Below are 26,758 nucleotides of genomic sequence, written 5' to 3' on the forward strand. Positions count from 1 at the left end.
CCCTGGCCTCCTATTGCTCCTGATGAGACGTTACGTTCGTTAAACCCTAGAACCGTTCTGGTTGTGTTTTTTAGCTGGCCTTGCTGGCGGTCGTCATCACGCTTAATCTGATTCTATACGTCTTCAATAACTGTGACAGACAACGCCTATCTATCCTCAACTGGCCACTCACGGCGTTCAGTCATGGCATGAGTAAGAACATACCACACGCATTCATGTATAACCTATGCGCTTCTCGGGCGTGCCCAGTCAGCCAGCGAAATCCTCGGCAACCGAGTGCGACCATTCTTATACAAGATAGCAAAAAAGGACCAGCCCATCACTAGGTTGATCCCTTAGAAAATCATTTTAAAGCTTATTCGCGAGCCGCATGGTCCTTTGACTTCGCGTTGTTCTGGCCATAGTAGGCGTTGGCGCCATGCTTGCGGAGGTAATGCTTGTCCAGCAAGTACTGTGGTAATTCACGGTTGGCCCGGGTCAATTGTGCCGTGTGGTAGTCTTCTTCAGCGACGACTTCTAGCACCTTGGCGTTGTATACGGCCTTGTCAGGTGTTGGGCCCCAAGCAAAGGGACCGTGTTGGCTGACCAAGGCTGCAGGAACGGCCTCGTAGTCGATACCGCGTTCGTTAAACGTCTTCACGATAGTCTTCCCCGTGTTGCCTTCGTAATCTTCTTCGATTTCCTCTTTGGTCAAAGCATCTGCGGCAGGCACATCCCCATAGAAAGTGTCGGCGTGCGTAGTGTTCATAGCTGGAATATCCATTTTAGCTGCGGCGAATGACACGGCCCAAGGTGAGTGCGTGTGCACGATACCGCCGATGTTTGGAAAATGGTTGTACAGGTACGTGTGGGTTGGCGTGTCGCTTGACGGGTTCATGTCCCCTTCAACGACCTTGCCATCCTTTAGGCTCACAACGACCATGTCTTCTGGCTTCAAGTCGTTGTAATCGACACCAGAAGGTTTGATGACGTAAAGACCTTTTTCACGGTCAACACCGGAGACGTTGCCCCAAGTGAATGCGACTAGACCGAGTTGTGGTAAACGCATGTTGGCGTCATAGACTTCTTGTTTGAGTTGTTCAAGCATAGTTTGTTCGCTCCTTATTTTCTGTGTATTGCCGGCGGTCGCTAGGACCTGCGGCGATAATCGTATTTTAATCAAACTGTGGTTCGATATGAAGTTATTTAATCATTTTTAACTATGGCTAAATTTCCGTGAGTATGATTGACAGCATGTCTGCCACCCACTCAAACTACTGCGAAACTAGTCAGCGATGGCTTCTTGTTCAATCCCGACTTTGGCGAAGAGGTCGTCGAAGAACTGTTTCGCCTTCTTGATCTCACCAACGGGGTCGGCCGTCGTGCCCGTCCACATTTCAACGGTGTAGCTCCCAGAATAGTCCAGGCGAGCCAACATTCGCAAACAGCCCTCGAAGTCCACGCAGCCTTCGCCAAATGGCACTTCTTTGAACTTACCCTTGAACGTTGGGGTCACGGCTAACGTATCCTTCAAATGGATAGCCGCAACGTCTTCCAAGTTATTCTCCAGGTCTTCTGCGACGTTGTTTTCTGGCCAAGCGCTGATGTTTCCCAGGTCAGGGTAGCCCTGTAAGAAGGGACTCTTGATCATAGTCTTGTAGTGCGCGATCTTCGTCAGAGAGTTGATAAATGGGTCATCCATGGTTTCAATGGACAACGTCACCAGCTTCTTGGCGGCCATGGCAACACACTTACGCAAATTTTCCACAAAGTATTCGCGGCTTTCGACCGTCTTCTTTTCGTAGTAAACGTCGTAACCGGCCAACTGGATATTCTTGATGCCCAGGTCAACGGCAAGGTCGATGGCCTTTTGCATGATGTCCAGTGACTTGGCGCGGATTGCGGGGTCAGCGGAACCAAGGGGAAACCGCCGATGACCGGACAACATCATGGTGTTGATGCGACTCTTGGTTTCCCACATAGCATTTCTGAAGTCGGCACGTTGCTCACGCGTCCAGTCCAAGCGGGCTAACCGTTCGTCACTTTCATCGATAGAGAATTCCAAAAAGTTAAAGCCTAATTCATGAACTAAGTTAAACTTCTCTTTCCAAGTTAGATCTTGGGGTAATGCTTTTTCGTAAATGCCTAATGCGTTAACTGTCACTGTTCTGCTCCTTCTTGAAATGCCTTGAGATTGCTCCAACTACCGTCTAACGCCGTCAATAAGGACACGTAAGCGGCATACTTTTTATCATAAATTTTAACTTGGTCAGTGCGTGGTTCGAAGCGTGCCTTAACGTGGGACATCTTCCCCGCAGCTTCTTCTAGACTCGCATACTGACCACTGCCAACAGCCGAGGTGATCGCCCCACCCAAGCCACCGAGTTCGTTGGATTCGACCAACTCGATCGGCAGGTTCAGGATATCCGCAAACATTTGGACCCAGCTAGGGGAATTCGTGCCCCCACCGGACATCCGGACGACTTGTGGCGCATGACCCAGTACTTTCAACAGTGACTGCACGTGATAACGGTGGGCAAAGGCAATCCCCTCGTAGACCGCGCGGACCATTTCGGACTTCGTGGTGTTACTACGCAGACCGATAAAGGACCCGGTTGCTTCGGGATCGGTATTACTCCCATAAAGGAACGGGAAGTAGATCAATTTGGCAAAATTCGCGTCCGTGTTCTGGAGAAACACTTCAAGGTCGTCATAGATCGACTTGCCCTGAGCCTCAGCGTCTCGGGTCTCGGCGGTCATTAACATCTTGATAATGATGGCCAGATTGCCGGCGGAGGTAGGACTCGATGCTTCGATCAGCTTCTTACCGGTCGGGAAAATCGAGTTCATCAAACCACTGTCTTCTGGCGCCATCGTCTCGTTGGGGAAGATGTTCATGTTCCACGTTCCGGCAATCAGACTGAATTTATCGTTGTCCAACACGCCGGTCGCAATGGCACAGGCATCAATGTCGAACATCCCGCCAAAGACGGGGGTACCGGCCTTGATGCCAGTCATCTTTTCCGCTGCCGGTGAGACGACCCCGCACTGATCCGTGGCGTGCACGAGTTGGGGCATCTTAGCAAACATTTCTGGAATACCAAAGAAGTCGAAGAGCCGTTGGTCGTAGGTCTCGGTGTCTAAATTGACAAAGTTATTACCGGACGCGTCGCCAATTTCTTGGTAAACGTCGCCCGTGATCAGAAACCGGATGAAGTCCTTGTTGGACAACACCGCGCCAATCTTGGCATAGTTTTCTGGTTCGTGCTCCTTAAGCCACCGTAAGATAACCGGCGCTTGGCTCGACATCACGTGTTGGTGACTGATGGCAAAAATATCGCTAACGCTACTTTCAAAGGTCGTCGCGAGTTTTTCGGCACGGCTGTCGGCCGATAAGATGCCATCCATGAAGATCTGCTGGTCGTGGTCGAGGACGTAAAGCCCCTTCCCGTGGCCGACCGTCGAAATTCCGCTAATTTGGTCACCCGTTAAGTGGGCCTTGGTCAACGCGTCGTGCGCCGCCGCTCCCAGTGCCGTCCACAGCTCGTCGAGGTTCGTTTCGTGGAATCCCGCCTTGCGTTCACGGTTTTTCGTGGGAAATGCGGAGACCGCGAGTTGGTCCCCTTGGTCGTTAAAGATGGCCACTTTGGTATTGGTGCCGCCGTTATCGATCGTTAAAAAGTAGCTTGCCATATTCAGCCACACTCCTTATAAACTAATTGCGTAGACTGCGACCTGGTTAGCTTCACGGTTAGCAGACAACAGGTAGGTTTGACCATCCTTGTTGTAGACCGTGACGTTACTTGGTCCCATTTTTTCATCGATCAATTGGGCGTCTAACTTGTCGCTCGTGATCAATTCAAGGTTTTGCTTACCAGCACGCCAGCCGAAGATGAAGTAATCGCGATCGCCTAACTTACCACCCCAGATAGCGTGACCAAATGGCGTATCCGCTTCACTACGGGAAATCGTGTTGAAGTTATGGTCCGAAACCCGGAGATAAGGACCGTGGAACCCTTCGATGGTCAGGTATTCTTGTTCGCCGTCCTGGTTGATGTCGGCACTGAAGATGTCGGACGTTTCAACGTCGGATAATTGCGTTAACTGCCAATCTTTTTCGGCGGTTGGTGGCACGAGCTCGAAGATTCCTTGCACACCGGTGATCAATGAATAGCCGTCCATGCGCTTGTAGCCGTGGTTCTTGGTCAAACGGAAATCAAGGGCGTGTAAGTCATCGACCGTTTCGTTAGCATCGTTGTAGTCGCCGACCCAGATCTTACCAGGATCAGTCCAGTCATCAACGTCCTTCTTGGAGTTGGCAATGGAGCAACCCACGTACCAGTAGCCAGAACCGTCATACTTAGGGAGGATATCAAACCGGTGAACGTAAGGGAAATCGCCCACGATGGTTTGGTCCCAGTCGGTCCCGTTAAAGGTTTCCTTAACGATCCGGCAGGCAGCAGAGTTAAAACCAGGGTAGAATCGTTGCGTGGCTAAAAAGTTCAACGTACCAGGAATTTGGACCATGGTCATAGTTCCCCCAACGTCGGGCCAAACGGTCGTCCGGGCAAAATTATCGTTCAAATCATAGGCGTAGCAAGGCTTCTTTTCTTCGGAAGCCACAACGATATAGTCTTTATCGTCGTGTTGTAACCGCATGATTGCATAACAGTGATCTAAGTCATCTTTAAAAATCTTATCGAATTTCACAGTTGTTCCTCCATTTTGTGTTTTCTCTTTGTAGTTAACCGGTTAACAATAGTCGAGTATTATCTTACGGTTTCTGATTTTAAATGTCAATTACGGGTGGTGCGCGTTGACTGGCTGGTCAACTAAATTAGTGGCATACCAATAACGTCGCCGGTAACCCATTTCTACCATAGAATCGGCTTCGCCCGGAAACGGATTGGCAGCCGAGCATCGCCAACTCTGTCATTTTCTAATTCGCTAATCTGAGTCGGCGGCAATCAGGGACAGAATCCCGTGTCGGTGTTCTTAAGCCGGCTGTTCTTGCCTAAAATACGGGTCGCCCTGAAGATCACTTCTCAGGCTTCGGGTCTCCCCCACCAAGTGCCATCCCTGACCGCCGAAGAAATGACAAAAGGGATTGGCGAAGCTTAGCTCCCCCAATCCCTTTGCACGAAGACTAAGCGTTTACGTGGTTAAGTGCTTTACCATCGTTAATAAATGAAATTAAGTTCTTGGAAGCTTCTTGCGCAATGGCAATCCGTGCTTCTAAAGTCCCAGTCCCAGCATGTGGGGACATGATGACGTTGTCTAAGGCCCGTAGGTCGGCAGAAACGTTGGGTTCGTTTTCGAAAACGTCTAAACCAGCACCGGCAATTTCGCCGTTCTTTAAGGCATCAACTAAGTCAGCTTCCTTAACCAAGACACCACGAGCAGCGTTGATCAAGTAAGCGGTGTTCTTCATCTTGCCGAAGACATCAGCGTTGAAGATACCAACCGTAGATGGTAAGGCTGGGGCGTGTAGCGTGATAACGTCGGCCGTCTTAACTAACGTGTCGAAGTCAACGTACTTCACATCCAGCTTCTTTTCCAAGTCGCTATCGAGTTGACGAACGTCGTTGTAGATAACGTTCATGCCCAAAGCTTGGCAGAACCGACCAACTTCGGAACCGATACGACCCATGCCGTAGATTCCTAAGGTCTTTCCTTGCAGGCTCATACCCATGTACTTCTTTTCGGAAACGTCCATCCAGTTACCTTCACGAACAACCTTGTCGTAGAAGAATAAGCGACGAACCGTTGCCAAGAGTAAAGCAAAGGTCATTTCAGCAGTTGGTACACGGACGCCCATTGGGCAGTTAGAAACGACGATGCCCTTTTCTTTAGCATAGGCGATGTCCACGTGGTCAAACCCAACACCGTTAGTCGTAATGATCTTCAGGTTCTTACCGGCATCGATCAATTCGCGGTCGGCCTTCGTTCCCATTAACAGCAAGCCATCAAAGTTGGCTAAGTTGTTTAAGATCCATTCGCGGGATTCCTTTTCGGGGTCGTAAGTGACGTCAAAGGCTGCGCGTAAATCAGTCAAACCTTCTTCGGGGATGATTCCGGTAACTAAAACTTTTGCTTTACTCATGGTGTATTCTCCTTAGAAATATTTTTTTAAATTCAATGCGGATAACGCACATTTAAGATGGCCACGCTAGTAATACGGTTAACAAAACAAATTGTCATGCCTTAATCTCTTTTATAAAGAATTTGACCTACCGCCAGCCCACTAACTATAGCATTGCTGGAAGCAAGCGGTTTCAACCTTTTGTAAAAAAATATGGCTACCGTGATGAATTAGTGGTAATCTTAGACGTGGTTAAGCGCTTAACTACCTTACAAGTGAATTCTATAGCTATCTCGCAGTTTTGTCAATCACTTCTCGTACCTGAATGTGAATCTTTTACCATTTCACAACATAAGTACCATCGAAAGCGATTGCTATTCCCGTCACATCACGATATTCACAGTCCACTACATAACTTAAATTCACAAGATAAGTATCTGGCGAGGTGCATCGCGATGGTATTTAAAGTTGGTATAGTGGTAGACTTACTTAATAATCGAACTCAAAAAAATAGTGTAAAATCGTATTCTGACAGCGTTTCCAGGTACGTAAGCATGCTAAAATAATCATATGTTAACTAATCTTAGTCCTGGTTAATCGTTACTAGGCGACCAACGCAGGCTAGCTTATATCCTGATGTAATAATAACGAAACTTAGTGGAGGCTCATTTTGGAAAAATTCACCATTAAAGACATTGCGAAGCTTGGAGAGGTCTCCACAGCAACTGTCTCAAACTTTTTGAACGGCAACTACGCAAAGATGTCCGCCACAACTCGTGAAAGACTGGCGAATATCATCAGTAAAACGGATTATCATCCCAGTACGACCGCCCGTAATCTGGCTAAAAATGAAAATAAAACGATTGGTATTTCGGTCGCTGACATTACAAACCCATTCACCTCACCAGTTATCTCCGGACTATCCGAACGCTGCGAAAAGTACGGCTACAAGATGGTCTTTACCAACTCGAATAATGACGAGCGCCGGGAGGTTGAAAACATCAACCGCCTGCGCGAGGAAGAAGTCGCCGGCCTGATCATTGACCCGGTCAATCCCGACAGTAGTATTTACAACCAATTGTCCAATGCTTACACGGTCATCGTTGACCGGCAAGCACGCCGCAACGTGGTTGATACTATCGTGACCGACAACATGAATTCCGTCGACACCATGGTCAAGAAGATGGTCGCCAAGGGGTACGATGACCTCTACTTCGTGAGTTGGCCACTCGACGGCGTGAGCACCCGGCTGAACCGCTACGCCGGATTTAAGCTCGCCACGAATTATTTGAACGACGACCACCTGATCACGGTGCCTTATAATACGTCGCTCAACAAGAGTAGTGACTTCGACCAGACCTTAGAGAACATTCTAGCCAACAAGGGTGACAAAAAAATCGGCTTCTTCACCATGAACTCCCGGACGCTACTGCAACTGCTAAAGTCGGCCCAACGGCTAAACTACAACTATGCTGAGGACTTTGGCGTGGCGACCTACGAAGAGTTCGAATGGATGCAGTTGATGAATCCTGGCATCAGTTGTGTGCGGCAAGACTCCTTTGCCATCGGCTGTGCTGCCATGGATCTCTTAAAGGAAAAACTGGAGACCCAGTATGATAACGAACCCGAACCTCAGGTCAAATTGATTCCGACCGATTTGATTGTGCGGGACAGCTTCTAACTTTGAATAGGTCTTAGGTGCCGCAGGCTTACTGTTGGCACCTTTTTTCGTACTTAAACTAAGGTTGAAAGTTCTAAAACACCAGTATGACTGTTGTCACAGCAATACTGCGGCTAAAATTAGACACGTTGTCCAGTCGTCTTACCGGCCGCAACGCGTCAAAAAAGCAGCAGGTTAGCCATCTCGGCTACTCCGCTGCTTAGGATTTAAACGTCTTTATTTCCCCTGTAATTTGTCCAATTGTGGTGCAATCAACCGTGACCACACGCTCTTGAGTACCACATAGCCGATGATAACGCCGACTAAGGCGCTCATGAAGAAACTTGGCAGGAATAACCAGACTGCGCCGGTCGTTCCCATCAGCCAGGCGGCCACTGGGTACGCCACAAAGGCGCCAATGATTCCCGAACCGATTAGTTCACCACAGACCGCTGCCAACAATTTTCCGGTCAGTCGGAACAACCAACCACTCAGAAAGGCGCCAATCATGCTGCCGGGAAAGGCTAAGACCGTCCCGGTTCCCATGATATTTCGAATCAGTGAGGTCAAAAAGGCTTGGGCCAACGCCCACCAGGGGCCCACTAAGGCTCCTGAAATTAGATTGATCATGTGTTGCACGGGCGCCACCTTGGCCACCCCGATATTAAATGAAAACAAACTCCCCCCAATAACTGCCAACGCCACCAACATGGCCGTCAACGTCATTGGATAAATCTTCTTGGACATAACTTTCGCTCCCCGCTTCAATTTCTAAAAAAGACGTCCTCTACGTAGAGTAGAGACGTCGCCAATTTCAGCGGAACGGCCACTTCCCTACGCGAGTACTAACTCACAGGTTCCAAGGGATTGGACGCATCCATCTCAGCCATAGGGCACCCCTAGTGTCTTTCTTAGTTATCGCCACTATACCGGGTTAACGTGGGGAAAGCAACACATGACGATCTGTACTAATACATGGTCAAAACGATTGGCTCGCTGGATATCGTAACGCCGTTTAGTCGTTTCGCAGAACCGATTACCCGATGAAATGAAAGTCCGCCTGATTCCTAGCATTTCTCATGGGTATCCTGTATAGTGTGGGTATCAGGTAAATTGGTGATTCTCTACCGTAAGTGAGAGCTTAAAATTAGAGGGAGCTGCCTGTCGGCTCCTTTTTTTTACCAAAATTCATCCCTATGGAGGTCTTATGAGACTAGTTTACGTTGATAATCACTATATCTCTTACTTACAACAATTTGACCATCGTGTTTTGCAGAATAAAAATCGCCGTCCGTATATTGGACCCGTCTTAACGGTAAATAATCATTCTTATTTTGCCCCATTTGAAACAGCTAAACCTGGTAAAAAAAGTAAATAATCGGCTCACATTCACCATACGCAAGTCTCCCTTGTCAAATAGTCCTATTCTTAGCTTTCTATTGATTAATGATATGATTCCTATCTCAACTAGAAATTATATTCCGATCGATATGGACCATTTAAAAAATTCGTCTCCCCAAAAATTTGATTTACTAATTAAAGAACAAAACTTCGCCAGATCCAACCACCAGCGTATCTTGCAAAAAGCTCTAAGTGTGTACCATAAACGCTTATCCGCCAAGATTCCCTTCTTCAACCAAATGTGCTTGGATTTTAGACTCCTCGAACACAAATATCTGGATTTCTAGCCTTAAAAATAACGCATCTAATAAAGAAACGTATCCATACACTTAGCGTTTAAGACTAAGCATATGCATACGCTTCTTTTATACGCAATTTCAAACTTTATTACAACGTTTTACCTAAAGCCCTTGCGCGGTTTACCGAAATCATTTAAACTATGGAATACGATAGTTATGTAAACGCTTAATAAAGGGGCCGTATCATGAAAATTAGTAAAAAAGTCTGGTTCGATGCAATTGGGGTGGGATTGTTCACCCTGGTCTATAGTTTGATTATGAGTGGTTTCTCCCTCTGGATGGGGTCTGCTGCCTTCGTAGCCGTCTCCTACTTCTTCGGTGCCGGCTTCCCCAAGGATAAGCTCTGGAACATCCTGGTCAGTTTTGCTCTCGGCATTGCCTGGGGACTGATTGCCTTTCGCCTTCTGCAAATTCCTGCTCTCAGTGGACTCTGGGCCAGCTCAATTATGTTTGGCTTCCTGACCTTCGTGGTGTTATTCCTCCAAGGGACCATTATGAAATTCACCATCGTCCCGGCCTGGCTGATTGCCTGGGGAACGACCATGCTGATTATCACCAACATTTCCATTCACAGCTGGTCCCTCTTCGTTTTTCAGCTCTACGCCTCCATGCTGCTCGGAATTTTCGTGATTGGCTACGCATCAGATCTGTTCAATCAAATCATGTTCCACTTCTTCCCAGAAAAGAAGCCAGCAGAAAAGATTACTGCTGAGCCTGCTAAAAATGAATAAAAATTCACAATAAATGAATACAAATTAAAAAGAGAATGAACCGTGCCACGTTATGTGGCGCTACGGTTCATTCTCTTTTTATTAATCCTCTTCGTAGTAATAGTCATCCAAGTGATAGGTTTGGACTGGCTCAATATGCAACCGAAACTGCTCGACTAAATCTGTAATCCGGCGACCATCGATCAAGGTCACCGATCGATTACCTTTGACGGCTTTTTCCTTAGCTTTCGGTGTGAAATAGGTCGTCGTGATAAAAATGCCATACTCGGCACTAAAACCATCCATCGCACCCTTGAACTTATCGATTTCCGGTTCAGATACCGCGCTATCCGTATAACGTTTAGCCTGAATTGCGACACGTGAGGTTCTGAAATCATCTGATTCAAAGTAACCAAAACCATCGATACCATGGTCGCCGGACATCACTTTTCCCATCTTAGAATCAATGCTGACTCCCATCTTAGAGATCAATAACCGGGCAAAGCTTTCAAATTTCTTCGGAGAAAATTGCTTCAACTGTGCCAATAACAGCGTTCGCCATTCATCCTCACTATCATCGTCATCAACGATGCCATCTTCTGCCGTCACCAGCGCCTGCTTGTCAGCCGTTTTTACCTGCTCAGTCGCCGTTTGCTTGGCCTTATTCACCTTGGAGTGGTCGTGCCAGTACTGCGCAATAAGGGTCTGCTCCGCTTTACTTGGAACGTGAGTATAGTTTGCAGTTCGCCCTTTTTCAGTTAAAACAATATCTGCACCGCGCTTAAACTGTTCAATATAGCCCAACATCGCCAGCTCACGAATACCAAAGTTAAAATCAAAATTAAAAGGAACGTATTCATTTCCTGAGCGTGACGTCACCGGATCATACACATCTTCATAACTAATCCCACTGGTTTCGTCCTCAGCAATAATCGACTTGATCTTATCCCGTGATGCAATTCCACCAACACCATTTAACGCGTCAAGAATCGCAACATAAACCCGTTGTCTCTGATAGCTCATTCTTTCATCCCCACCCCAATATAGTTGACTGGCTTCAGTATATCATTTCAGACGAAGATAACGTCAAAGCTAACCCATACTCCAGTGAACCCGGTCATCTAAATCGACTTACTTGCCCTTTACTTAATCGTTCACTTTAGGGACAAGCCGATTTGTCTTGGGCACTGTGACCCGTCGTGTTATGCTGAGCTAACAGAACTGAATCCTTTTTAGATGGAAGCGTGGATAATGTTGTGATGATTGAACAAGTAATTACACAACTGCATCAGTTATACCTCAAATTTACCAACGATTTTTATGGTCAATTTACTTCCGGCTTATCTAACAGCCTTCACACTTAAAATCAATCTCAACAATTCACAATTAACTATGTACAGTCAGCTTATGATTTTCAATATCGATCAGAGCTTATTGCTACTATTCTGGAAAAACTAGTTCATAATCAAAACCAAGGGAAATATGTTGCCAAAATTCTCAATGATCTATTTGGTGCACGTTCGATTTTACCCCATCTATTTGAAGACAGAGAATCCATCAATATATTACTTATCTAAGTCAAACTCCATTAAAGCTCGAATCTTCTTCATGCTCCCCACTGCCCCTATCCCGTATACTAGCGCTCACAGCAATATACGCTCTGGCAGCTACGATACAATGCGTATCCCAATTACCACACACATTGTGTTGTAACAATGCTAAAATCAAGTATAAGTCAGCGCTCAATTGGAAAGGGGATCGATATAATTGGCTTTCTCAGATAAGTATCGTCTGACATCAATATCCGAACAAAACTTAATGAGTCAAAATTTGGTACAACTAATTTATACGACCGGTAAATTTGAAAACCTCTCGACGTCTCTACTTGATACTGAAAGTATTTTAAATAATGAGTCGCTTCAAAATGCTAAACCGGAAGATGTCGTAACAATTATTCATTTAAAGCGTGCATTTCAATACGTTCTAAATCTGAAAACTAACTTCAATTACACTGACATTTTAACAATTAATCAGATCGTTAAGGGTGGTCAACCAGGTACTGGTATGCTTCGTAGTCAAGACGTAAAAGTCGCTTTAACTAATGACATCTGGCTTCCCCCACTCCCTGAGCCCCAGCGCACGCAACAAGAACTGGTCAATATTCTAACTAGTTCCGCAACTGCGACCGAAAGAGCGCTCAACCTGAATCTCTATCTCTCGCGTTGGCAGCTCTTCATGGATGGCAACAAGCGCACCGCCATCGTCGCGGCCAATGCTTTAATGGTCCAAGCTGGTGCCGGCCTCCTAGCCATTCCAGAGAATAAAATGCATTGGTATCGTTCACAACTACAAAAACACTGCCGCTCCGGTCACGACACTAGCTTAAAACAGTGGCTCTATGACAATTGCGTATTTGGCATTGCCGAAAACTAAATCTCTCTAATCAGCAAAAGGGTCTGGGACATAACTCAAAAAGTTGCTCCTTTCAGAATCTAACGATTCTAAAAGGAGCAACTTTTGTTTATGCCACTATAGTGCCGAAACGTGCGCCATAAGGCAGTTTGTTGCGCTTAACCCGCTAGCCAAAATCATGCCAGAATCAGGCATAATCCCTGCTATCACGTTAATGCTCGCAACCTAATCGCCTGATGTCCCACTCTCTTTCACTTATCCGCTTACGCCAGATTCGGCTGAAAATCGAACAATCCGGCAACCGCCGCATGATTAGTATGGGAAATGACCCAGACCGTGCGATTCGACAGCGACAAGAAGTACTGTTCAATTTCCGTGGCTAACTTGGCATCCACACTCGGGGATAAATATACTTTCGCAATTTAACTGAATTTGCGCGATAGTTAACATATATCTAATGCCGCTTCATTTCCGGGATGAATTTGTCGTAACTAGCAATTACGCGTAAAAAGGGGAGACTCACCAATGAAAATAAGCACGACACTATGCCTAATTATCGCAGCCTTCACAGTAGGTGCGGCTGGTCTGGGAACCCAGGCTCAGGCCAAGTCATCTGCCGTTAAGATTGGCAAGGTCATGGTACCACGTGAATACCTACATACGAATACGTTCTACCGTGCAAAAAAGGCCGTGACAATCAAGATCACCGCGAACCACACGGATGGCACTTATGCGACGAAGACCGTCAAGATTCCCAAAAACACAGTTGTTTCCGGTCGAAAGATCAACTTGAACAGTAAGGACCAAACGCTGTGGATCAATCTGCGTAACGAGTTAAGCTACCACGTTTTGAAGACAGCATTTACGCAGCATCCTGGTTACGTTCCTAGTGTGCAGAACCTTTCAGTCAGTCCGCAAGCCTTCAAGAAAGTTAAGCGGCCGGTATCCTTGCCAACTTGGAGTTATGGGGACTTTTACCTTGGTGGTAAATCCGCAATCGCTAAAAGCACGACCACCCAGGAGTTTCAATTTACCTCAGATGGCTACCTAGAAATCCACAAGTACGTGGCCGCCAATGGAACCACCACGCCTAGACCAACACAATCGGCTAAAATCAAGCGCGTCCAGGTGAGCGGGTCAACCCGCTACTACTATTTCAGTAAAAAGATCAAAGGATTGACGCTGAAACACGTGACACAGCACGGCCAGAAACAGTATCGGCTGACCGTAAGAAACTTACATCAACCACAACACCGGGCTGGTTTCTCAGACGATGACATACCAGGAACCTACTACAGTCTGTATAAATTAGGCAGTAAAACGACCTTCACGCCAATTGCTGAGGATACAATATACTAAAAACAAATCCGACTCCTGATTGACAGGGACAGTGCCCTTACCCATTGACGATCAGGTCTTGCTAACTATTAGATCACTCCGTAACGCTCCTCGTACCACTTGCCTTTGGTCTATGGGGCAGACTTTAAGCTAACCGCGTTCTGCAAGTACAAAGCAGGCGCGGTTTTTAAATTCAAAATGTCATATATAATTGACACCAAGTGACTACGGGCCTATACTAAAAAATGTCATATATATCTAACATTTTAAAAGAGGCGACCTGCGTGAACCGTGTCAAAGAATTCCGGAAAGCTGCTGGCTTGACCCAGTATCAACTTGCCCAACAAGTGGCCGTTGCCCGTCAAACCATTAACCTGGTCGAAAATGACAAATACAATCCGTCACTCGATTTATGCTTACGGCTTGCTAAAACCCTCCATACGGACCTAAATCGTCTATTCTGGGAGGAATAATATCATGAAAAACGGGGGAAGTTTACGTGATCGCGTTGTGAAACACTTTTTCAATATTTCCGGGGACTTTGACGAGTACAAGCGCCAAGAAACCAATCGTATCGGGACTAATGTGATGCTACTGTGTCTGCCAGCGCTGCTGATTCCGTCGATCATCGCTGGGGTGTGGGCGACCAAATCACCCGAGAATGCCCTACTAGGCTTAATTTTCTTCAATATCATCTTTGTCGGCATCATCATCTGTCCCTACCTCATGACAGCTAGCCGGCGCGCGCACCTCACCGATAATGAAGTCGATATCCGCAACTTACCGGCCGCACGGAAAAACATTTTGAAACGGGTTTTGGGGAGTAGTCTCTACGGCTTCGTTTTCTTCTACCTCATGCAAGTGATTCTCAATTCAATCTTTGATAATACCAGTTTTGTCGGTGGATTGACCTCACTGCGTAACATCAAAACCGCAGTCCTAACGGGAATCCTTCTTGGTATCACCATGGGAATTACCAACTAGGTACGGCTTAAAAAACAACGCTAGTTTTAGCGTAAACGAAAGTATCTGCGCACACCCGCTCAGCTTACATCGTGAGATGACCTGAAAGACGCATGAATTTGGCAGCTTTCAGGCGAGCCGGAAGTCCGTCCTTTGGTTGGCGGCGTCCCCCACAGCCAGCGAAATTCCTGGTAGCCGGCGTGCGCCTGTTTCAACTCGTTTAGCGGTGATAACTTCTACTGAAAACAACATGAACATTTTAACTTGCCTTAGACCACTAAGAAGAACCATCAAAGCAGGCGTATCCCCCACTCTGATGGTTCTTTTACATTCAGATTTTTTAATTTTCAATCTAATCAGCAAACCCTTCAGCGCATCTATTCGGATTCACTTGCCGCCTGCTCATACCGGCTCCGCAGAGCCCCCACCTTGATCTCGACCACTTCGTTATGATTGATGCGAGCGAAGGCCAACGCCTCGTTCATCAAACGCTGAATGGCATCATCATCTTGATGCTGCTTGATGGCGTTTTCCGCCGCCAAGAATTTCAACCGCGGCAAGTAGTAAGTCACGTGCTTGTCCGAACACAGTAGGACGCCGGCATTAATCAAGTCATTACTGGTAACAAAATCTCCGGCCAGGGCGTAAAACTCTGCCGTGTAAAAGACCAGTGTTAGCAAGCGCAAATAGTCATTGCCATCCTCTTCGTGGGCATCGACCAACGCCCGTTGCACGTAGCGATACGTCTTGGTAAAGTAAAATTTGGCCTTCGCTGGTTGCTTACGCCGCTCGTAGAGTACGCCAGAACCCACGTAAGCTAGTTGCGTAAAAATAGTCTCGTGCTTTTCATCGAATCCATTTAAAATACGAGAAAAGTCAAAAAGAATATCATCAGGCTTCTTATTGATCAGGGCGTTCAGCATCCCGCGCAAATAGTAGAACTGCATTTTCAACGGAATCGCATCAATCTCCGTCTCGTCGATTTCGTCAAGGGACTGCAACACCGTACGGTAATCCTCCATCATCAACTGTTCCTCAACCTTATCCAACCGCTCCCGCATCTTCGTGACCGAAGTTGCCTGCACTTCGTTGAGGTCATCAACCGTCAGTCCAAGGCGTGCACAGAGTTGTTCCAAAATGGCCAGTGATGGCACGCGCCCTTGCCGCTCAAATTTACTCAGCGTTGCCTGCGTACAGATACCGGCAGATAATTTCACTTGTGATAGCCGCAACGCTTTGCGCTGAGCCACAAACTTTTTGATGTCCATGCTGATCAATCCTATTCTTCGGTCGTGATTACTCAAATAGCCCGTGCAGACCGACTCATTTTATATACTCAGAACGCTGCTCCCAGTATCTTTTCTCGAGGGTACTTATCTTTCTTTTAGTATATCACTGCATGTAGTCTAACAATAGTTTACGTGCAGCTCAGTTAGCACCCAGATTCTGAACTAAGTCCCCCCTGGTGTCGACGTAACCTCCTACGCCGCCTCAAATAGATTAAGAGGTGGCCTTCCAACTGTGACGGTATACTGCGCGATGACCATCTTGGGTCTCAAATCCAAATTAAACTTAACCCTCGTGCCCCCCCAAAGGTTGGACAGAAGTTCCAACCTTGGGGGGCACTTCATCTGAACCCTATTTTGTTGCCTTACAAGATTATTCATTTAATCAATTGACACAGCAAATAATGACTTCTCGGATTACTATTCAACCTTATTCATTTGTAAAAATCACTTTTTCGTTAATCCGTGCCCTATTTCAATGCAACCCATTAGAATGCTTTAGTACCAGTCGCTCAGCCCACTTGCGAAACTCTAAGTTGCGCGAATCTTCCTTTCTATTTGCGGAATGGCCGTTACGAATTGCTTGTTTGCAACCCGCCCAATGACCGACAGTAGAGTTAGTTAAAGTGCGTAACTAACAACGACTAGGAGGACGATTACATGCTCGATGTACAAAACGTAAACACCTATATCAGCCATAAGAAAATCGTGGCAGACGCCACCTTTAGCCTTCAACCCGGGAGCATTACCGGGCTGATTGGTCCTAATGGCGCTGGCGGTGGCTTTTGTCCTCGGGTTCTTTTGGGCGGCCCATTAGCTTTTGGCGCGTCAGCTACACACTGCTAGCAGGACTAGTGTTCCTGTAAAATAAACGATTCACAAAAACACATGACTAGCCTGACTGAGCTTGTCATGTGTTTTTACGCTATTCTGATAACTATGATGAACGCCCGGTAATTGGCTTTACGAATCGCTTAACACTTAGTGACCGCCATCGTCCGCTTCCCCTAAGCGCTTTAATCCCGCCATCAGCAGTGTCGCCATTTCTGCCGGTGATTCCGGCTGATTGCGCACCAGCCATTGATTTAAAACGTTCCAAAAGCCCCCCGCCGCAAAACTCATGATATAGTCCGTCTCGGTCGGCGAGCCAGTGATGTGCCACGGTGCTGGAAATACACGATAAATCTCACTAGCCATAGGGGTAATCTTGGCCAACATTCGACTAAATAGCCCCCGCTTGATCAGTAAACGAATCTGTTTGCGTTCCCCCACCAGAACGTGAAAAAATACGTCAACACCTCTTTAAACACCATCTTCTGTGGCGTAATCTGCTGTAACGCTGTCAAATAACGTTGCCCCACTTCACGATCATAGTAATCCAGTAAGTCATCCTTATCCCGGAATGCCCGATAGAAGGTTCGCCGCGACGGCAAATATTCTGGCGGTAGCTGACTTCCACGGTGCCCGCCTAACCAGTTCACAAAGTGTTGCTAACGTGCTCCGGCAAGTGGTGATGGTTCTCGCCATCACCGTATTCACAACCTTACTGACGAGCAACGTAACTCAGGCTAAGCAGCACACATTGGCTAATGCCCAAACCCGTGTGAGTCAATTGGCTAACGTCACCACGAGTCAACAACACCGGCTATCTGACAAGCTCCAACGAAAGCTCAATCCTAACAGCACGACCGTCACATCAACGAACGCTAAGCTATCTCCCACAACGGTTACCATTTCAGCTACCACTCGGCATCAAAAGACGGAACAAGCTTATCAGCAAGCCCTGCGTCAACTAGCAACGCAAAAGCAAGTTACACCCACGGCAATCCCACAGGTCATGAAGCAACAGGTTCACCACACGATCTCCCTTGCGGTCAATCAAAAAATCAACCACAAGATTCACCAAATCAACCAGGAATTAACCAAGTTGATTCACGAAATCCGACAAACACTCAAGCACCAATTAAACCACGCGTTTCTAAATGTCTTTGGCGCACTGAGTTGGTTACCCTTTGCGGCCTTGCTGATCGTCCCGGTCTTCAAATTCCGTCACAATGATTAGCGGTGAACAGTTGCTCAGATTCTTGTCAGTAAGCAGTTGAATCGCTATATCAAAACGGCCGTAGACTAAGTACAATGTCTGCGGCCGTTTTGATGTATTCTCACTTTTGTAAATACTGACGCCATCTGCTATTCGCATTTAAGAAAGTGGCTGGTCAATCCCGCCACTGATACCGTGGACCAGAATGCGGTCGCCCTCATGGTTCCTGTGAATCGAACCGTTTCAGTACCCGCAAGAATCGCGGACTAAATGCTGGAATCGTCGCCAATAACATCACGCCACCCAAGCCGACAATCAGTACCGGTAATGTTGCTAAATGGGTCAACGGCACACTCACTACGGCCGCTATCGGATTGGCAATTGAGAAGAGCGTTAAGACCGCACCAGTAATCAACCCGACTTTATCCTTTTTGGCCGACAATTGGACGATTGAAAAGTAAATAATGGCTGAAATACTATTGAAAAACCCATATCCCAGCCAAGCCACACCCACCAATATCACATGCCCCAGTGTTGGATTACCCCGACCACTGAGTCCCAATAAAAGCATCATGGCTGCTTGTCCCAACAACAAAAAGGGATACCATTTTGCAAATAATCCTGCCCGCTGAAATTTAGAAAAAAGCGTCGCTCCAGCAATTCCGCCCACGGTCAGCGTGATATCAATCAGGTTATACACAAACGGATACCGACCAAAGATATCAACACTGAATTTTGGCATCAGCAGCCAAATCGACCAATAGCCAAAGTTTGCTAGCAGGGCCACCGGAACCATGCAGCTAATCACGGGATTACGGACGACCAGGTGGATTCCTTGAGCGAAGTCTCGTAGCGTTTCACGAATGGCTAACCGTTCTCGCTTCACCGGTGCGGAATCATTTGCAATCCGACTGAGTGCCATCACAGAGAGGGTCAGCGCTAGAAATGCCACGCCTAATGCCAGCGCCGGTGCCTTCACATACACCAGTAAGACAGCCAATGCAGATGAAGCAATCGAGGAAACCTGGTTCGCAGCCGCAACCCATGAATTCGCGGTAAATAGCGTCGAATCATCTGTAATCAACGCTGGCGCGACAGACTCCGTTAACGGTCCGTAGACCACGCCCAGTAAGGCATTTACCATGACAATTATAAATAAAATGGTCGTTCCTTGGTGCCAGATTAAGACAACCAGACCACCGCACCCCATAATCACCAGCCGCATCGTCGCAATCACCCGTAGCAACTGAATCTTACTGTGCTGATCGACCACATAACCCCCGATAAAGGCGAATAGTAACATCACCATCGAAAAGGTTCCCAGTATGGAAATAACGGCTTGACTACGCGTTTCCTGGTACAGATACCAGTAACTATAAGTCATGAGGGCACTGACTGTTAGCGTGCCGAGAAAATCGCTGACGATGACTCGTTTGATTTTATCCATACATTGGCGTGCCTCTTTTCAATCTCCGAAATTCGTCGGTGACCGCTTACCGCAGCCATTTAACTCGCCGTTTCTTCCGCAAAATCCACGCGCACAATCAATAGCGTTGCCAACAACGTAATCGCCGCACCGACAATGTAGACCACTGCGATACTGACGATGCCCGACAAGAGACCACCCAACATCATCCCCAGTGGCAAGGAGACATTTGAGCCAGCCAACATGGCGCCGTTTACTCTACCCAACACATGGCCCGGCGTTCGCGTCTGAATCAGCGTAAAGACTGACACATTCAGAAAGCCACCGGCCATCCCAATTACGGCCATCATCAGCAGCGTCACGATGAGGTTCTGGATCAACGCCATCAACAAAACCGCCGTTGCCATCATTGTCAGTGAAAACAACAGCTTATGCTTCAACGACCACTTCACTAAGTTGACCAGTACGTTCCCCAGGATGATCCCCACCATCAACGTGACCTGAGAGACGCTATACATAAAGGAGCTTGCGTGCAATGTCCCCCGAATCCACGCCACGTCCAATCCCATAATGGGCCCCAACGTCAAATTCACAATCATCGCAAGGAGAATAATAATCCGGAGCACTTGATGATGTGCAACGTAGACAATGCCGTCATACCAATTACCCAGAGTCGTTTCGTCATTTTCCACCACAATCTGTTCATGTAAGACATGATTAACGATTGTTAGACAGACCAGTGAAACCAAGAAGGTGGCACCGTTAATCAGTGCAAACGACGCAATCGGCAGAAGTGTCACCAAAACTCCACCCAGCAACATTCCGATGATTTGTGTGATCATCTGTAGCCCCTGGTTCAGCCCGTTTGCCTGGCTTAAATGATCCGCAGCAATAACCTGCGGGATCAGAGCGTCTTCGGCCGGATCAAAAAAGGTTCCCATAATTTTAGACAGAAAGGAAATTCCAACGATAGTAAAGACCGTGACGTCATTGCCAAAGTAGAGGACTGCTGCAACAAACATCAATACGGCCTGGGCAACATCCACAATCTGCATGATCCGCGTCTTCAGATACTTATCCGCTAAGAATCCGGTGATCAAATTCAGTAAAACTAGCACGTTAAATAGTCCCGATACCAACCCAATCACGACTGAATTGCTTGTTACCTTGTACAAGTAAATCATGATGGCAATATCAAAAAAGTTATTTCCTAAACGCGAGGTCGCCTCGCCTGCTAATAATACGTAAAATATTCTTGGAATTTGAATCAGCTCCTCACTGTCGATGGCTTGTTTTGATTTACGCCAAAAATAACTAACCGGATCCCCATAACACGTCTCATTATAGTTAAGGGTTGGAAATGGCGGTTGTTTTAAAATCATTTTTGATTCTTTAACCCAATTTACAAACAAACGACAACACAAAAACACCGTCACCAATCAAGAACAGAACGTTCTCAACCAGTGACGATGCTGTTATTTCACTTATGACTTACCCGATCGACCCTTCCATTTCAAAGCTGATCAGTCGGTTCAACTCAACCGCATATTCCATCGGTAATTGCTTGGTGAATGGTTCAACGAAGCCCATGATGATCATTTCAGTGGCTTTGGCTTCGGAGATGCCGCGGCTCATCAGGTAATAGAGCTGTTCTTCGGAAATCTTCGAGACCCGCGCTTCATGTTCCATGGAGACGTTGGAATTTGAGATTTCATTGTACGGAATCGTGTCGGATGAGGACTGGTCATCCATGATGATCGTGTCGCATTCCACGTGGGCCTTGGACCCGTCGGAGTGGCGGCCAAAACGCACGGTTCCACGATAATCGGTCGCACCACCCGTCTTGGCGATGGACTTGGACACAATAGAGCTTGAGGTGTTCTTAGCGTTGTGAATCATCCGGGCTCCGGAATCTTGATGAATCCCGTTGCTGGCCACGGCGATCGACAGCATGGTCCCCCGTGCACCCTCACCATTCAAGTAAACGCTGGGGTACTTCATGGTGACCTTGGAACCTAAGTTACCGTCGACCCATTCCATCGTGGCGTTTTCTTCAGCGGCAGCCCGCTTAGTTTCCAGGCTGTAGACGTTATTCGACCAGTTTTGAATGGTAGTGTAGCGGCAATAGGCGTCCTTGGCAACGTTGACCTCGACCACAGCGGCATGCAGACTGTCCGATGAGTAGTTTGGCGCCGTACAGCCTTCGACGTAATCGACCCGCGCACCCTCATCGACAATGATCAGGGTCCGTTCAAATTGCCCGGAGTTTTCGGCATTCAGCCGGAAGTAAGATTGAATTGGCGTCTTGGTTTGGACACCCTTCGGCACGTAGATAAAGGACCCCCCAGACCAGACTGCCGCATTCAAGGCCGCGAATTTGTTGTCGGTCGGCTTGACCAATTTGCCAAACCACTTCTTGAAGAGTTCGGGATATTCACGCAGTGCCGTGTCGGTATCTGTGAAGATGATCCCGAGCTTGGCAAAGTCATCGCGCATATTGTGATAGACGACTTCGGACTCGTACTGTGCGGAGGATCCCGCTAAGTATTTCCGTTCGGCCTCGGGCACACCCAAGCGATCGAAGGTCTTCTTCAAATCGTCGGGCACATCTTTCCAGTCGCGGTACTTCTTGTCCGTCATTTTCTGGTAGTACAACATGTCTTTCAGGTCCAAATCGGACAGGTCCGGGCCAAAGTCCGGCATCGGCATGCGCTTATAGGCGGCGTAAGATTTCAACCGGTAGTCTAGCATCCATTGCGGCTCATTCTTCGCTGCCGAAATTTCGCGGACGGTTTCCTCCGTTAGGCCACGCCCAGTTGAGTAAGCGGGCTTGATATCATCGTGAAATCCGAATTCATAGTCGCGGTCATTGGCGACCACATCAGGTACTTCTGTCATTACGACTCCTCCTCGCTAGTCTCATCAGTTTCTTCGAGTAAGGCCCGCTGCAGTGCCCACCAGGAAAGAGTGGCACACTTGATGCGCGCCGGAAACTGCATGATGTTTGATAAAATGGCCGCGTCCTGTAACTCATCCAAGTCAGCCTGTGCGTGTTCCTTACCGATCGCCATATCGGAGAAGGTCTTCGCCATCTTCAAGGCTTCTTCCTTAGACTTACCCATGACGGCGTCGGTCATCATGCTGGCGGACGACTGACTAATGGTGCAACCGTCGCCGGTGAACCCGATGTCGGCAATTTTATCGTCCGGCGTTAATTTAATTTCTAAGTTGATCACATCACCACAGGTCGGATTCTTCAGCGTAATCGTATTGGTACTCTCAGCCAAGGTGTGCTTATGATGTGGGTGATCCGCATGATCCAAGATAACTTCGCGGTAAAGACTATTCAGCTTTGACAGTCCCATGATTAAAGAACTCCTTTGTTTCCTGCAGTGCCGTCAGTAATTTGTCAGCATCTGCTTGTGTATTGTAAAGGTACAGACTGGCCCGCGCTGTCGCGACAAGGCCTAAGTAATCCATCAGCGGTTGCGCACAGTGGTGGCCCGCCCGTACGGCAACACCCTCCATGTCCAGCGCCGTGGCGACGTCGTGGGGGTGGAGGTTGTCGAGGTTAAAGGCGATGACGCCCGTGTGCTTAGCCGGATCTTGCGGCCCATAGACCGTGACGCCCGGCATGCTCTCCATCTTAGGTAAGAGGTAGTCGACCAGCTTCTGTTCGTGCGCTTGGACCTGGTCCATGCCGATGTTGGTCAGATAGTCGACCGCAGCCCCCAAACCAATGGCCCCGGCAATATTTTGCGTGCCGGCTTCAAACTTCCAAGGAAGTTCGGCCCAGGTGCTGTCATCGCGGTGAACGAAACCGATCATTTCACCACCGTACTGATAGGGCGGCATGGCCTGTAGGAGATCTTCCTTACCGTACAACACGCCAATTCCCGTGGGCCCCATCATCTTGTGGCCGGAGAAGGCGTAGAAATCGACGTCCAAATCGGTCACGTCGACTGGCATGTGTGGCACGGATTGTGCCCCGTCACCAACGAAGATGGCACCGTGCTCATGCGCTAATTTCGCCAGTTGTTTGACCGGCGTCACGGTCCCCATCACGTTGCTAGCGTGGGCGACTGCAACAATTTTAGTCTTGTCGGTAATCTTAGCCACAGCGTCGACCATGTCCAGCTCACCATCGGCAGTCAGTTCGATGTACTTCAGTGTGGCGTGCTTCTTAATCGCCAATTGTTGCCAAGGAATCAGGTTGCTGTGATGTTCCATAATGGAAATGACGATTTCATCGCCGGCCTGAACGTTGGCCTCGCCATAGGTGCTGGCGACCAGGTTCAATCCGTCCGTCGCCCCTTTGGTAAAGACGATTTCGGTTGGCTTCTGCGCGTGAATAAAGTGTTGCACCTTATGCCGGGCATTCTCATAGGCTTCGGTCGCCCGTTCCGCTAGCGTGTGGACGCCCCGGTGAACGTTGGCGTTGTCGTGCTGGTAAAAGTGGACTAAGGCATCAACCACTTGATTGGGTTTTTGAGCCGTCGCGGCGTTGTCCAAGTAGACTAACCGTTCGTCGTTAACTTCTTGATCTAAAATGGGAAAATCAGTGCGTGAGTCACTCAATTTCTGCGCCATTTTCAAGCTTCCTTTCGATCGTATCCGTGAGATTCTGCCGCACATCCTTGGCCGGAATGGCCTGTAAGACGGCACTCAGAAAGCCCCGAATGACTAAGCGTTTGGCTTGCGCCTTGGTGATACCACGACTCATTAGGTAATACATCTGTTTGGCGTCGACCTGGCCCACACTTGCGGCGTGACCGGCCAACACATCGTTTTCATCGATCAAGAGGATTGGATTAGCATCCCCGTGAGCCTTACTGGACATCATCAGCACGCGATTCTCCTGTTCGGCATTGGCGCCGGCAGCCCCGTGAATGATGTGGCCGATCCCGTTAAAGATCAACGTGGACTTTTCCATGATGACCCCACGTTGCAGGATATTCCCGGTCGACTTCTTCCCACGGTTAGTGACGCGAGTGTTGACGCCGACGCGTTGCCGACCCCCGGTCAAGGTGATGACCTTGGCGTCGGACTTGGAATTTTCGCCGATCAGTTCAGAATCAAAGTCACCAAATGTGTCGCCATCGTTCATCAGGCCAATTGCCCAATCAACGTTGGCATCGCGACTGATATTAGCCCGCCGGTTGAGGTAGGTCGTGGTGTTGGGTCCTAGCTCATCAAAGGACGAGAAGTGAACCTCACTATTTGGCCGGGCGAAAACTTCGACCACACAGCTGGCTAAGTTGGCCTGGTCGCCTTGGGTCGTCAAATGTTGCATCACGGAAAAATGGCTGTCCGCTTCGGCGACGATTAGGACGTGTGAGATCAGTGGGTGCTTTTCCTGCGTGCTGTCCTGAACCAGGTGAAGCTCGATGGGATCATCAATGACCACACCCTTGGGCACATAAAGGAAGACGCCGGCGTTGAGGAAGGCCGTGTGGAAACTAGTTAAGCGGTCTTCATTGGTCTTAATGATTTTATCCATAAAGTGTTCTTGCGTTAAACGCGGGTACTCGCGGAAGGCCGAGAAGATGTCAGTCAAAATGACACCCTGGTCAGCGAGTTCAGCGGGCAAATTGACCGTCACCGTTGTCTGCCCAACCTGGACGATTTGAATATGGTCAGCTGCGACCGGTACATTTGCGGCCAGGTCAGCACTGGACCGGCTGAACGTCAATGGCTCATCGGTCGGCGTTAGTGGCCAACGGTGAATGTCGAAGCGGTTGACCTCGGGTAAGGCTGCGGTAGCCAGGTCGTCGATGGCGGCTAAGCGCCGATCGACAACCCAGTGCGGTTCGCCGTGGTCGTTCGCAGCGGCCGCGAGTTCTGGTTTAAGTGCTTCGTAATCTTGAACTGCTTCCATGTGTTCGACCCTCCTTAGTTCTCGTCGACTAATTCAACATCTAGTCCCAAGTCATCCCGCAGACCAGCGTAACCCTCTTTTTCAAGCGTCTTGGCGAGGTCGGCATTGCCAGTCTTGACGATGCGGCCGCCCATCATAACGTGCACCACGTCGGGAACGATGTAGTTCAACAGGCGTTGGTAGTGGGTGATGATCAGGGAACCGAAGTTGTCGCCACGCATGGAGTTGACCCCTTTGGAAACGACCTTCAAGGCGTCAATGTCCAAGCCAGAATCGATTTCGTCGAGTAAGGCAAAGGTTGGTTTGATCATCAAAAGTTGGAGGATTTCGTTACGTTTCTTTTCCCCGCCAGAGAATCCTTCGTTTAAGTAACGTTCCGTCATAGATTCACTCATGTCGAGGAGCGCTAGGTTCTTGTCGAGTTCCTTTAGAAAGGCTATCACGGAGATTTGGTCGTCATCGGCCCGGCGCGCATTCATGGCCGCCCGGAGAAATTCAGCATTGGTGACCCCTTGAATCTCAGCAGGGTATTGCATGCCGAGGAAAAGGCCTTTGCGCGCCCGTTCGTCAACTGGCATCTTGAGGATACTTTCACCGTTCAGCAAAATGTCACCCTGCGTCACGTGGTAGGCGGGTTGGCCCATGATGGTCTGCGATAACGTCGACTTCCCAGTTCCGTTAGGCCCCATGATGGCGTGGATTTCGCCGGTCTTCATGGTCAGGTTGACCCCTTTTAGGATTTCCTGCGTCTTGTTTTGCTCGTCGTCCTTAACCTCAACGTGTAAGTCTTTCACTTCAAGTGTTGCCATTGAAATCATCCTCCAAGATTTGAATTATGTCAGTTCGATGTTGCTGTTCGGCTGCGGGTTGTCCTGAGTAGCGCGTGATTGTTTTTGATCCTGATCATTGCCGGGAATATTCCAATCATATGTAGCGCTTACACCCTTGTAATAACGGGATTCCTTTTAGTTTCCATTATACCCGTCATTATCCGTTTATAATTTCATTATAAGCACTGAATATTCCAATTTAAATTAGGCAAATCCCCCATATCTCTTCTGGTAGCTATACTTATTGGAAATAACTGAAGGGTCTAAACCACCTAGTATGACTGCTGTAACGGCAATATTGTGGCTAAAATTAGGCAACGTTGTCCAACCATCGCCTTACCGACCGGCAGATATGGGCTGGATCGGTGCGAACACGCCTGAGCCCATATCTGCCGACCTCTCGGCTGACTTGGTTGTTCTGAGGCAACATAGATGATGTCCATAGAAAAGTTA

27 protein-coding genes and 1 riboswitch are annotated in these 26,758 nt (G+C 48.1%); of the genes, 10 read left to right on the forward strand and 17 right to left on the reverse strand.

The annotated features are described in order from the left end of the window. Positions 1-355: 355 nt before the first annotated feature. The 5 genes from EKM89_RS01885 to EKM89_RS01905 form a co-directional block, all read right to left on the reverse strand. Positions 356-1,087 carry an L-ribulose-5-phosphate 4-epimerase gene (locus tag EKM89_RS01885; RefSeq protein ID WP_125685467.1) on the reverse strand — a complete coding sequence of 244 codons (732 nt, stop codon included), beginning with the start codon at positions 1,085-1,087 and terminating at the stop codon, positions 356-358. A 177-nt stretch (positions 1,088-1,264) separates the two neighbouring features. Beyond that, on the reverse strand, positions 1,265-2,143 hold the full coding sequence (locus EKM89_RS01890; protein ID WP_125685468.1) for an L-ribulose-5-phosphate 3-epimerase: 879 nt from the start codon (positions 2,141-2,143) through the stop codon (positions 1,265-1,267). Continuing rightward, positions 2,140-3,672: an FGGY-family carbohydrate kinase gene (locus tag EKM89_RS01895; RefSeq protein ID WP_125685469.1), complete on the reverse strand. Its 1,533-nt coding sequence runs from the start codon at positions 3,670-3,672 to the stop codon at positions 2,140-2,142. The genes EKM89_RS01890 and EKM89_RS01895 overlap by 4 nt, the downstream gene beginning before the upstream one ends. A 15-nt stretch (positions 3,673-3,687) precedes the next feature. Further along, positions 3,688-4,689 carry a hypothetical protein gene (locus EKM89_RS01900; RefSeq protein WP_125685470.1) on the reverse strand — a complete coding sequence of 334 codons (1,002 nt, stop codon included), beginning with the start codon at positions 4,687-4,689 and terminating at the stop codon, positions 3,688-3,690. 436 nt (positions 4,690-5,125) lie between these two features. After that, entirely contained in the window at positions 5,126-6,082 is a 957-nt protein-coding gene (locus EKM89_RS01905) for an NAD(P)-dependent oxidoreductase (RefSeq protein ID WP_125685471.1), read from the reverse strand. 649 nt (positions 6,083-6,731) lie between these two features. On the opposite strand from EKM89_RS01905, the gene EKM89_RS01910 reads away from it, so the two are divergent. Further along, a complete protein-coding gene (locus tag EKM89_RS01910) occupies positions 6,732-7,742 on the forward strand; it encodes a LacI family DNA-binding transcriptional regulator (RefSeq protein ID WP_125685472.1) in 1,011 nt (336 codons plus the stop codon). 216 nt (positions 7,743-7,958) lie between these two features. Here EKM89_RS01910 and thiW read toward each other — a convergent pair whose 3' ends face one another. Continuing rightward, a complete protein-coding gene (thiW, locus tag EKM89_RS01915) occupies positions 7,959-8,468 on the reverse strand; it encodes an energy coupling factor transporter S component ThiW (RefSeq protein WP_125685473.1) in 510 nt (169 codons plus the stop codon). A gap of 67 nt (positions 8,469-8,535) precedes the next feature. Further along, positions 8,536-8,632, reverse strand: a riboswitch (TPP riboswitch). Positions 8,633-8,928: 296 nt separating this feature from the next. Between thiW and EKM89_RS14395 the strand changes: the two genes are divergently transcribed. The 3 genes from EKM89_RS14395 to EKM89_RS01930 all read left to right on the forward strand — a co-directional run bounded on the left by EKM89_RS14395 (position 8,929) and on the right by EKM89_RS01930 (position 10,152). Further along, entirely contained in the window at positions 8,929-9,099 is a 171-nt protein-coding gene (locus tag EKM89_RS14395; protein WP_125685474.1) for a type III toxin-antitoxin system ToxN/AbiQ family toxin, read from the forward strand. Continuing rightward, positions 9,065-9,409 carry a type III toxin-antitoxin system ToxN/AbiQ family toxin gene (locus EKM89_RS14400; protein ID WP_404819950.1) on the forward strand — a complete coding sequence of 115 codons (345 nt, stop codon included), beginning with the start codon at positions 9,065-9,067 and terminating at the stop codon, positions 9,407-9,409. Before EKM89_RS14395 ends, EKM89_RS14400 begins: the two co-directional genes overlap by 35 nt. A gap of 197 nt (positions 9,410-9,606) precedes the next feature. Further along, on the forward strand, positions 9,607-10,152 hold the full coding sequence (locus tag EKM89_RS01930; RefSeq protein ID WP_125685475.1) for a DUF1097 domain-containing protein: 546 nt from the start codon (positions 9,607-9,609) through the stop codon (positions 10,150-10,152). A gap of 81 nt (positions 10,153-10,233) precedes the next feature. On the opposite strand, the gene EKM89_RS01935 is transcribed toward EKM89_RS01930, so the two are convergent. Then, positions 10,234-11,154 (reverse strand): restriction endonuclease, encoded by a 921-nt coding sequence (locus EKM89_RS01935; protein ID WP_125685476.1) that lies wholly within the window; start codon positions 11,152-11,154, stop codon positions 10,234-10,236. Positions 11,155-11,898: 744 nt separating this feature from the next. Between EKM89_RS01935 and EKM89_RS01940 the strand changes: the two genes are divergently transcribed. From EKM89_RS01940 to EKM89_RS01955, 4 genes are all read left to right on the forward strand, one after another. Further along, the gene (locus EKM89_RS01940; protein ID WP_225421793.1) at positions 11,899-12,564 is read left to right on the forward strand and encodes a Fic family protein; all 666 of its coding nucleotides are present in this window, start codon (positions 11,899-11,901) and stop codon (positions 12,562-12,564) included. A gap of 504 nt (positions 12,565-13,068) precedes the next feature. Next, entirely contained in the window at positions 13,069-13,902 is an 834-nt protein-coding gene (locus EKM89_RS01945; protein WP_125685477.1) for a hypothetical protein, read from the forward strand. Between the two features lie 263 nt (positions 13,903-14,165). Continuing rightward, complete coding sequence (locus EKM89_RS01950) at positions 14,166-14,354, forward strand: helix-turn-helix transcriptional regulator (RefSeq protein ID WP_125685478.1); 189 nt, start codon at positions 14,166-14,168, stop codon at positions 14,352-14,354. Positions 14,355-14,358: 4 nt separating this feature from the next. Beyond that, complete coding sequence (locus EKM89_RS01955) at positions 14,359-14,865, forward strand: DUF3278 domain-containing protein (RefSeq protein ID WP_125685479.1); 507 nt, start codon at positions 14,359-14,361, stop codon at positions 14,863-14,865. 356 nt (positions 14,866-15,221) lie between these two features. Here the strand turns inward: EKM89_RS01955 and EKM89_RS01960 are convergent, their stop codons facing one another. After that, entirely contained in the window at positions 15,222-16,112 is an 891-nt protein-coding gene (locus EKM89_RS01960) for a helix-turn-helix domain-containing protein (RefSeq protein ID WP_125685480.1), read from the reverse strand. 678 nt (positions 16,113-16,790) lie between these two features. On the opposite strand from EKM89_RS01960, the gene EKM89_RS01965 reads away from it, so the two are divergent. Further along, positions 16,791-16,976: a hypothetical protein gene (locus EKM89_RS01965; RefSeq protein WP_125685481.1), complete on the forward strand. Its 186-nt coding sequence runs from the start codon at positions 16,791-16,793 to the stop codon at positions 16,974-16,976. Between the two features lie 135 nt (positions 16,977-17,111). Here the strand turns inward: EKM89_RS01965 and EKM89_RS01970 are convergent, their stop codons facing one another. Both EKM89_RS01970 and EKM89_RS13990 read right to left on the reverse strand, forming a co-directional pair. Beyond that, positions 17,112-17,348 (reverse strand): TetR-like C-terminal domain-containing protein, encoded by a 237-nt coding sequence (locus EKM89_RS01970; RefSeq protein WP_164510480.1) that lies wholly within the window; start codon positions 17,346-17,348, stop codon positions 17,112-17,114. 23 nt (positions 17,349-17,371) lie between these two features. Next, a complete protein-coding gene (locus EKM89_RS13990; RefSeq protein ID WP_164510481.1) occupies positions 17,372-17,611 on the reverse strand; it encodes a hypothetical protein in 240 nt (79 codons plus the stop codon). A 14-nt stretch (positions 17,612-17,625) separates the two neighbouring features. On the opposite strand from EKM89_RS13990, the gene EKM89_RS01975 reads away from it, so the two are divergent. Continuing rightward, the gene (locus tag EKM89_RS01975) at positions 17,626-18,192 is read left to right on the forward strand and encodes a hypothetical protein (protein ID WP_164510482.1); all 567 of its coding nucleotides are present in this window, start codon (positions 17,626-17,628) and stop codon (positions 18,190-18,192) included. Positions 18,193-18,388: 196 nt separating this feature from the next. Here the strand turns inward: EKM89_RS01975 and EKM89_RS01980 are convergent, their stop codons facing one another. From EKM89_RS01980 to sufC, 7 genes are all read right to left on the reverse strand, one after another. Next, positions 18,389-19,618, reverse strand: a complete 1,230-nt coding sequence (locus tag EKM89_RS01980) for an MFS transporter (protein ID WP_125685484.1) — start codon at positions 19,616-19,618, stop codon at positions 18,389-18,391. Between the two features lie 59 nt (positions 19,619-19,677). After that, positions 19,678-20,979 (reverse strand): MFS transporter, encoded by a 1,302-nt coding sequence (locus EKM89_RS01985; protein ID WP_125685485.1) that lies wholly within the window; start codon positions 20,977-20,979, stop codon positions 19,678-19,680. 109 nt (positions 20,980-21,088) lie between these two features. After that, entirely contained in the window at positions 21,089-22,495 is a 1,407-nt protein-coding gene (gene sufB / locus EKM89_RS01990) for a Fe-S cluster assembly protein SufB (protein ID WP_125685486.1), read from the reverse strand. Further along, positions 22,495-22,962 carry a Fe-S cluster assembly sulfur transfer protein SufU gene (gene sufU / locus EKM89_RS01995; protein WP_125685487.1) on the reverse strand — a complete coding sequence of 156 codons (468 nt, stop codon included), beginning with the start codon at positions 22,960-22,962 and terminating at the stop codon, positions 22,495-22,497. The genes sufB and sufU overlap by 1 nt, the downstream gene beginning before the upstream one ends. Beyond that, complete coding sequence (locus tag EKM89_RS02000) at positions 22,940-24,187, reverse strand: cysteine desulfurase (protein WP_125685488.1); 1,248 nt, start codon at positions 24,185-24,187, stop codon at positions 22,940-22,942. The genes sufU and EKM89_RS02000 overlap by 23 nt, the downstream gene beginning before the upstream one ends. Continuing rightward, positions 24,168-25,475, reverse strand: a complete 1,308-nt coding sequence (gene sufD / locus EKM89_RS02005) for a Fe-S cluster assembly protein SufD (protein ID WP_125685489.1) — start codon at positions 25,473-25,475, stop codon at positions 24,168-24,170. The genes EKM89_RS02000 and sufD overlap by 20 nt, the downstream gene beginning before the upstream one ends. Positions 25,476-25,489: 14 nt before the next feature. After that, entirely contained in the window at positions 25,490-26,284 is a 795-nt protein-coding gene (gene sufC, locus EKM89_RS02010; protein ID WP_125685490.1) for a Fe-S cluster assembly ATPase SufC, read from the reverse strand. Between the last annotated feature and the right edge of the window lie 474 nt (positions 26,285-26,758).

The sequence above is a fragment of the Levilactobacillus fujinensis genome, assembly GCF_003946335.1.
Taxonomy (GTDB): Bacteria; Bacillota; Bacilli; order Lactobacillales; family Lactobacillaceae; genus Levilactobacillus; species Levilactobacillus fujinensis.

Bases quoted from the DNA above. Each gene is read 5' to 3' on its own strand.
- EKM89_RS02000 (WP_125685488.1), bottom strand. From the start codon at position 24,187: ATGGCGCAGAAATTGAGTGACTCACGCACTGATTTTCCCATTTTAGAT.
- sufB (WP_125685486.1), bottom strand. From the start codon at position 22,495: ATGACAGAAGTACCTGATGTGGTCGCCAATGACCGCGACTATGAATTC.
- EKM89_RS01960 (WP_125685480.1), bottom strand. From the start codon at position 16,112: ATGGACATCAAAAAGTTTGTGGCTCAGCGCAAAGCGTTGCGGCTATCA.
- EKM89_RS01965 (WP_125685481.1), top strand. From the start codon at position 16,791: ATGCTCGATGTACAAAACGTAAACACCTATATCAGCCATAAGAAAATC.
- EKM89_RS01935 (WP_125685476.1), bottom strand. From the start codon at position 11,154: ATGAGCTATCAGAGACAACGGGTTTATGTTGCGATTCTTGACGCGTTA.
- EKM89_RS01930 (WP_125685475.1), top strand. From the start codon at position 9,607: ATGAAAATTAGTAAAAAAGTCTGGTTCGATGCAATTGGGGTGGGATTG.
- EKM89_RS14395 (WP_125685474.1), top strand. From the start codon at position 8,929: ATGAGACTAGTTTACGTTGATAATCACTATATCTCTTACTTACAACAA.
- EKM89_RS01980 (WP_125685484.1), bottom strand. From the start codon at position 19,618: ATGGATAAAATCAAACGAGTCATCGTCAGCGATTTTCTCGGCACGCTA.
- EKM89_RS01885 (WP_125685467.1), bottom strand. From the start codon at position 1,087: ATGCTTGAACAACTCAAACAAGAAGTCTATGACGCCAACATGCGTTTA.
- EKM89_RS01895 (WP_125685469.1), bottom strand. From the start codon at position 3,672: ATGGCAAGCTACTTTTTAACGATCGATAACGGCGGCACCAATACCAAA.
- EKM89_RS01970 (WP_164510480.1), bottom strand. From the start codon at position 17,348: ATGTTGGCCAAGATTACCCCTATGGCTAGTGAGATTTATCGTGTATTT.
- sufC (WP_125685490.1), bottom strand. From the start codon at position 26,284: ATGGCAACACTTGAAGTGAAAGACTTACACGTTGAGGTTAAGGACGAC.
- sufU (WP_125685487.1), bottom strand. From the start codon at position 22,962: ATGGGACTGTCAAAGCTGAATAGTCTTTACCGCGAAGTTATCTTGGAT.
- EKM89_RS01945 (WP_125685477.1), top strand. From the start codon at position 13,069: ATGAAAATAAGCACGACACTATGCCTAATTATCGCAGCCTTCACAGTA.
- EKM89_RS01905 (WP_125685471.1), bottom strand. From the start codon at position 6,082: ATGAGTAAAGCAAAAGTTTTAGTTACCGGAATCATCCCCGAAGAAGGT.
- thiW (WP_125685473.1), bottom strand. From the start codon at position 8,468: ATGTCCAAGAAGATTTATCCAATGACGTTGACGGCCATGTTGGTGGCG.
- EKM89_RS01955 (WP_125685479.1), top strand. From the start codon at position 14,359: ATGAAAAACGGGGGAAGTTTACGTGATCGCGTTGTGAAACACTTTTTC.
- EKM89_RS01985 (WP_125685485.1), bottom strand. From the start codon at position 20,979: ATGATTTTAAAACAACCGCCATTTCCAACCCTTAACTATAATGAGACG.
- sufD (WP_125685489.1), bottom strand. From the start codon at position 25,475: ATGGAAGCAGTTCAAGATTACGAAGCACTTAAACCAGAACTCGCGGCC.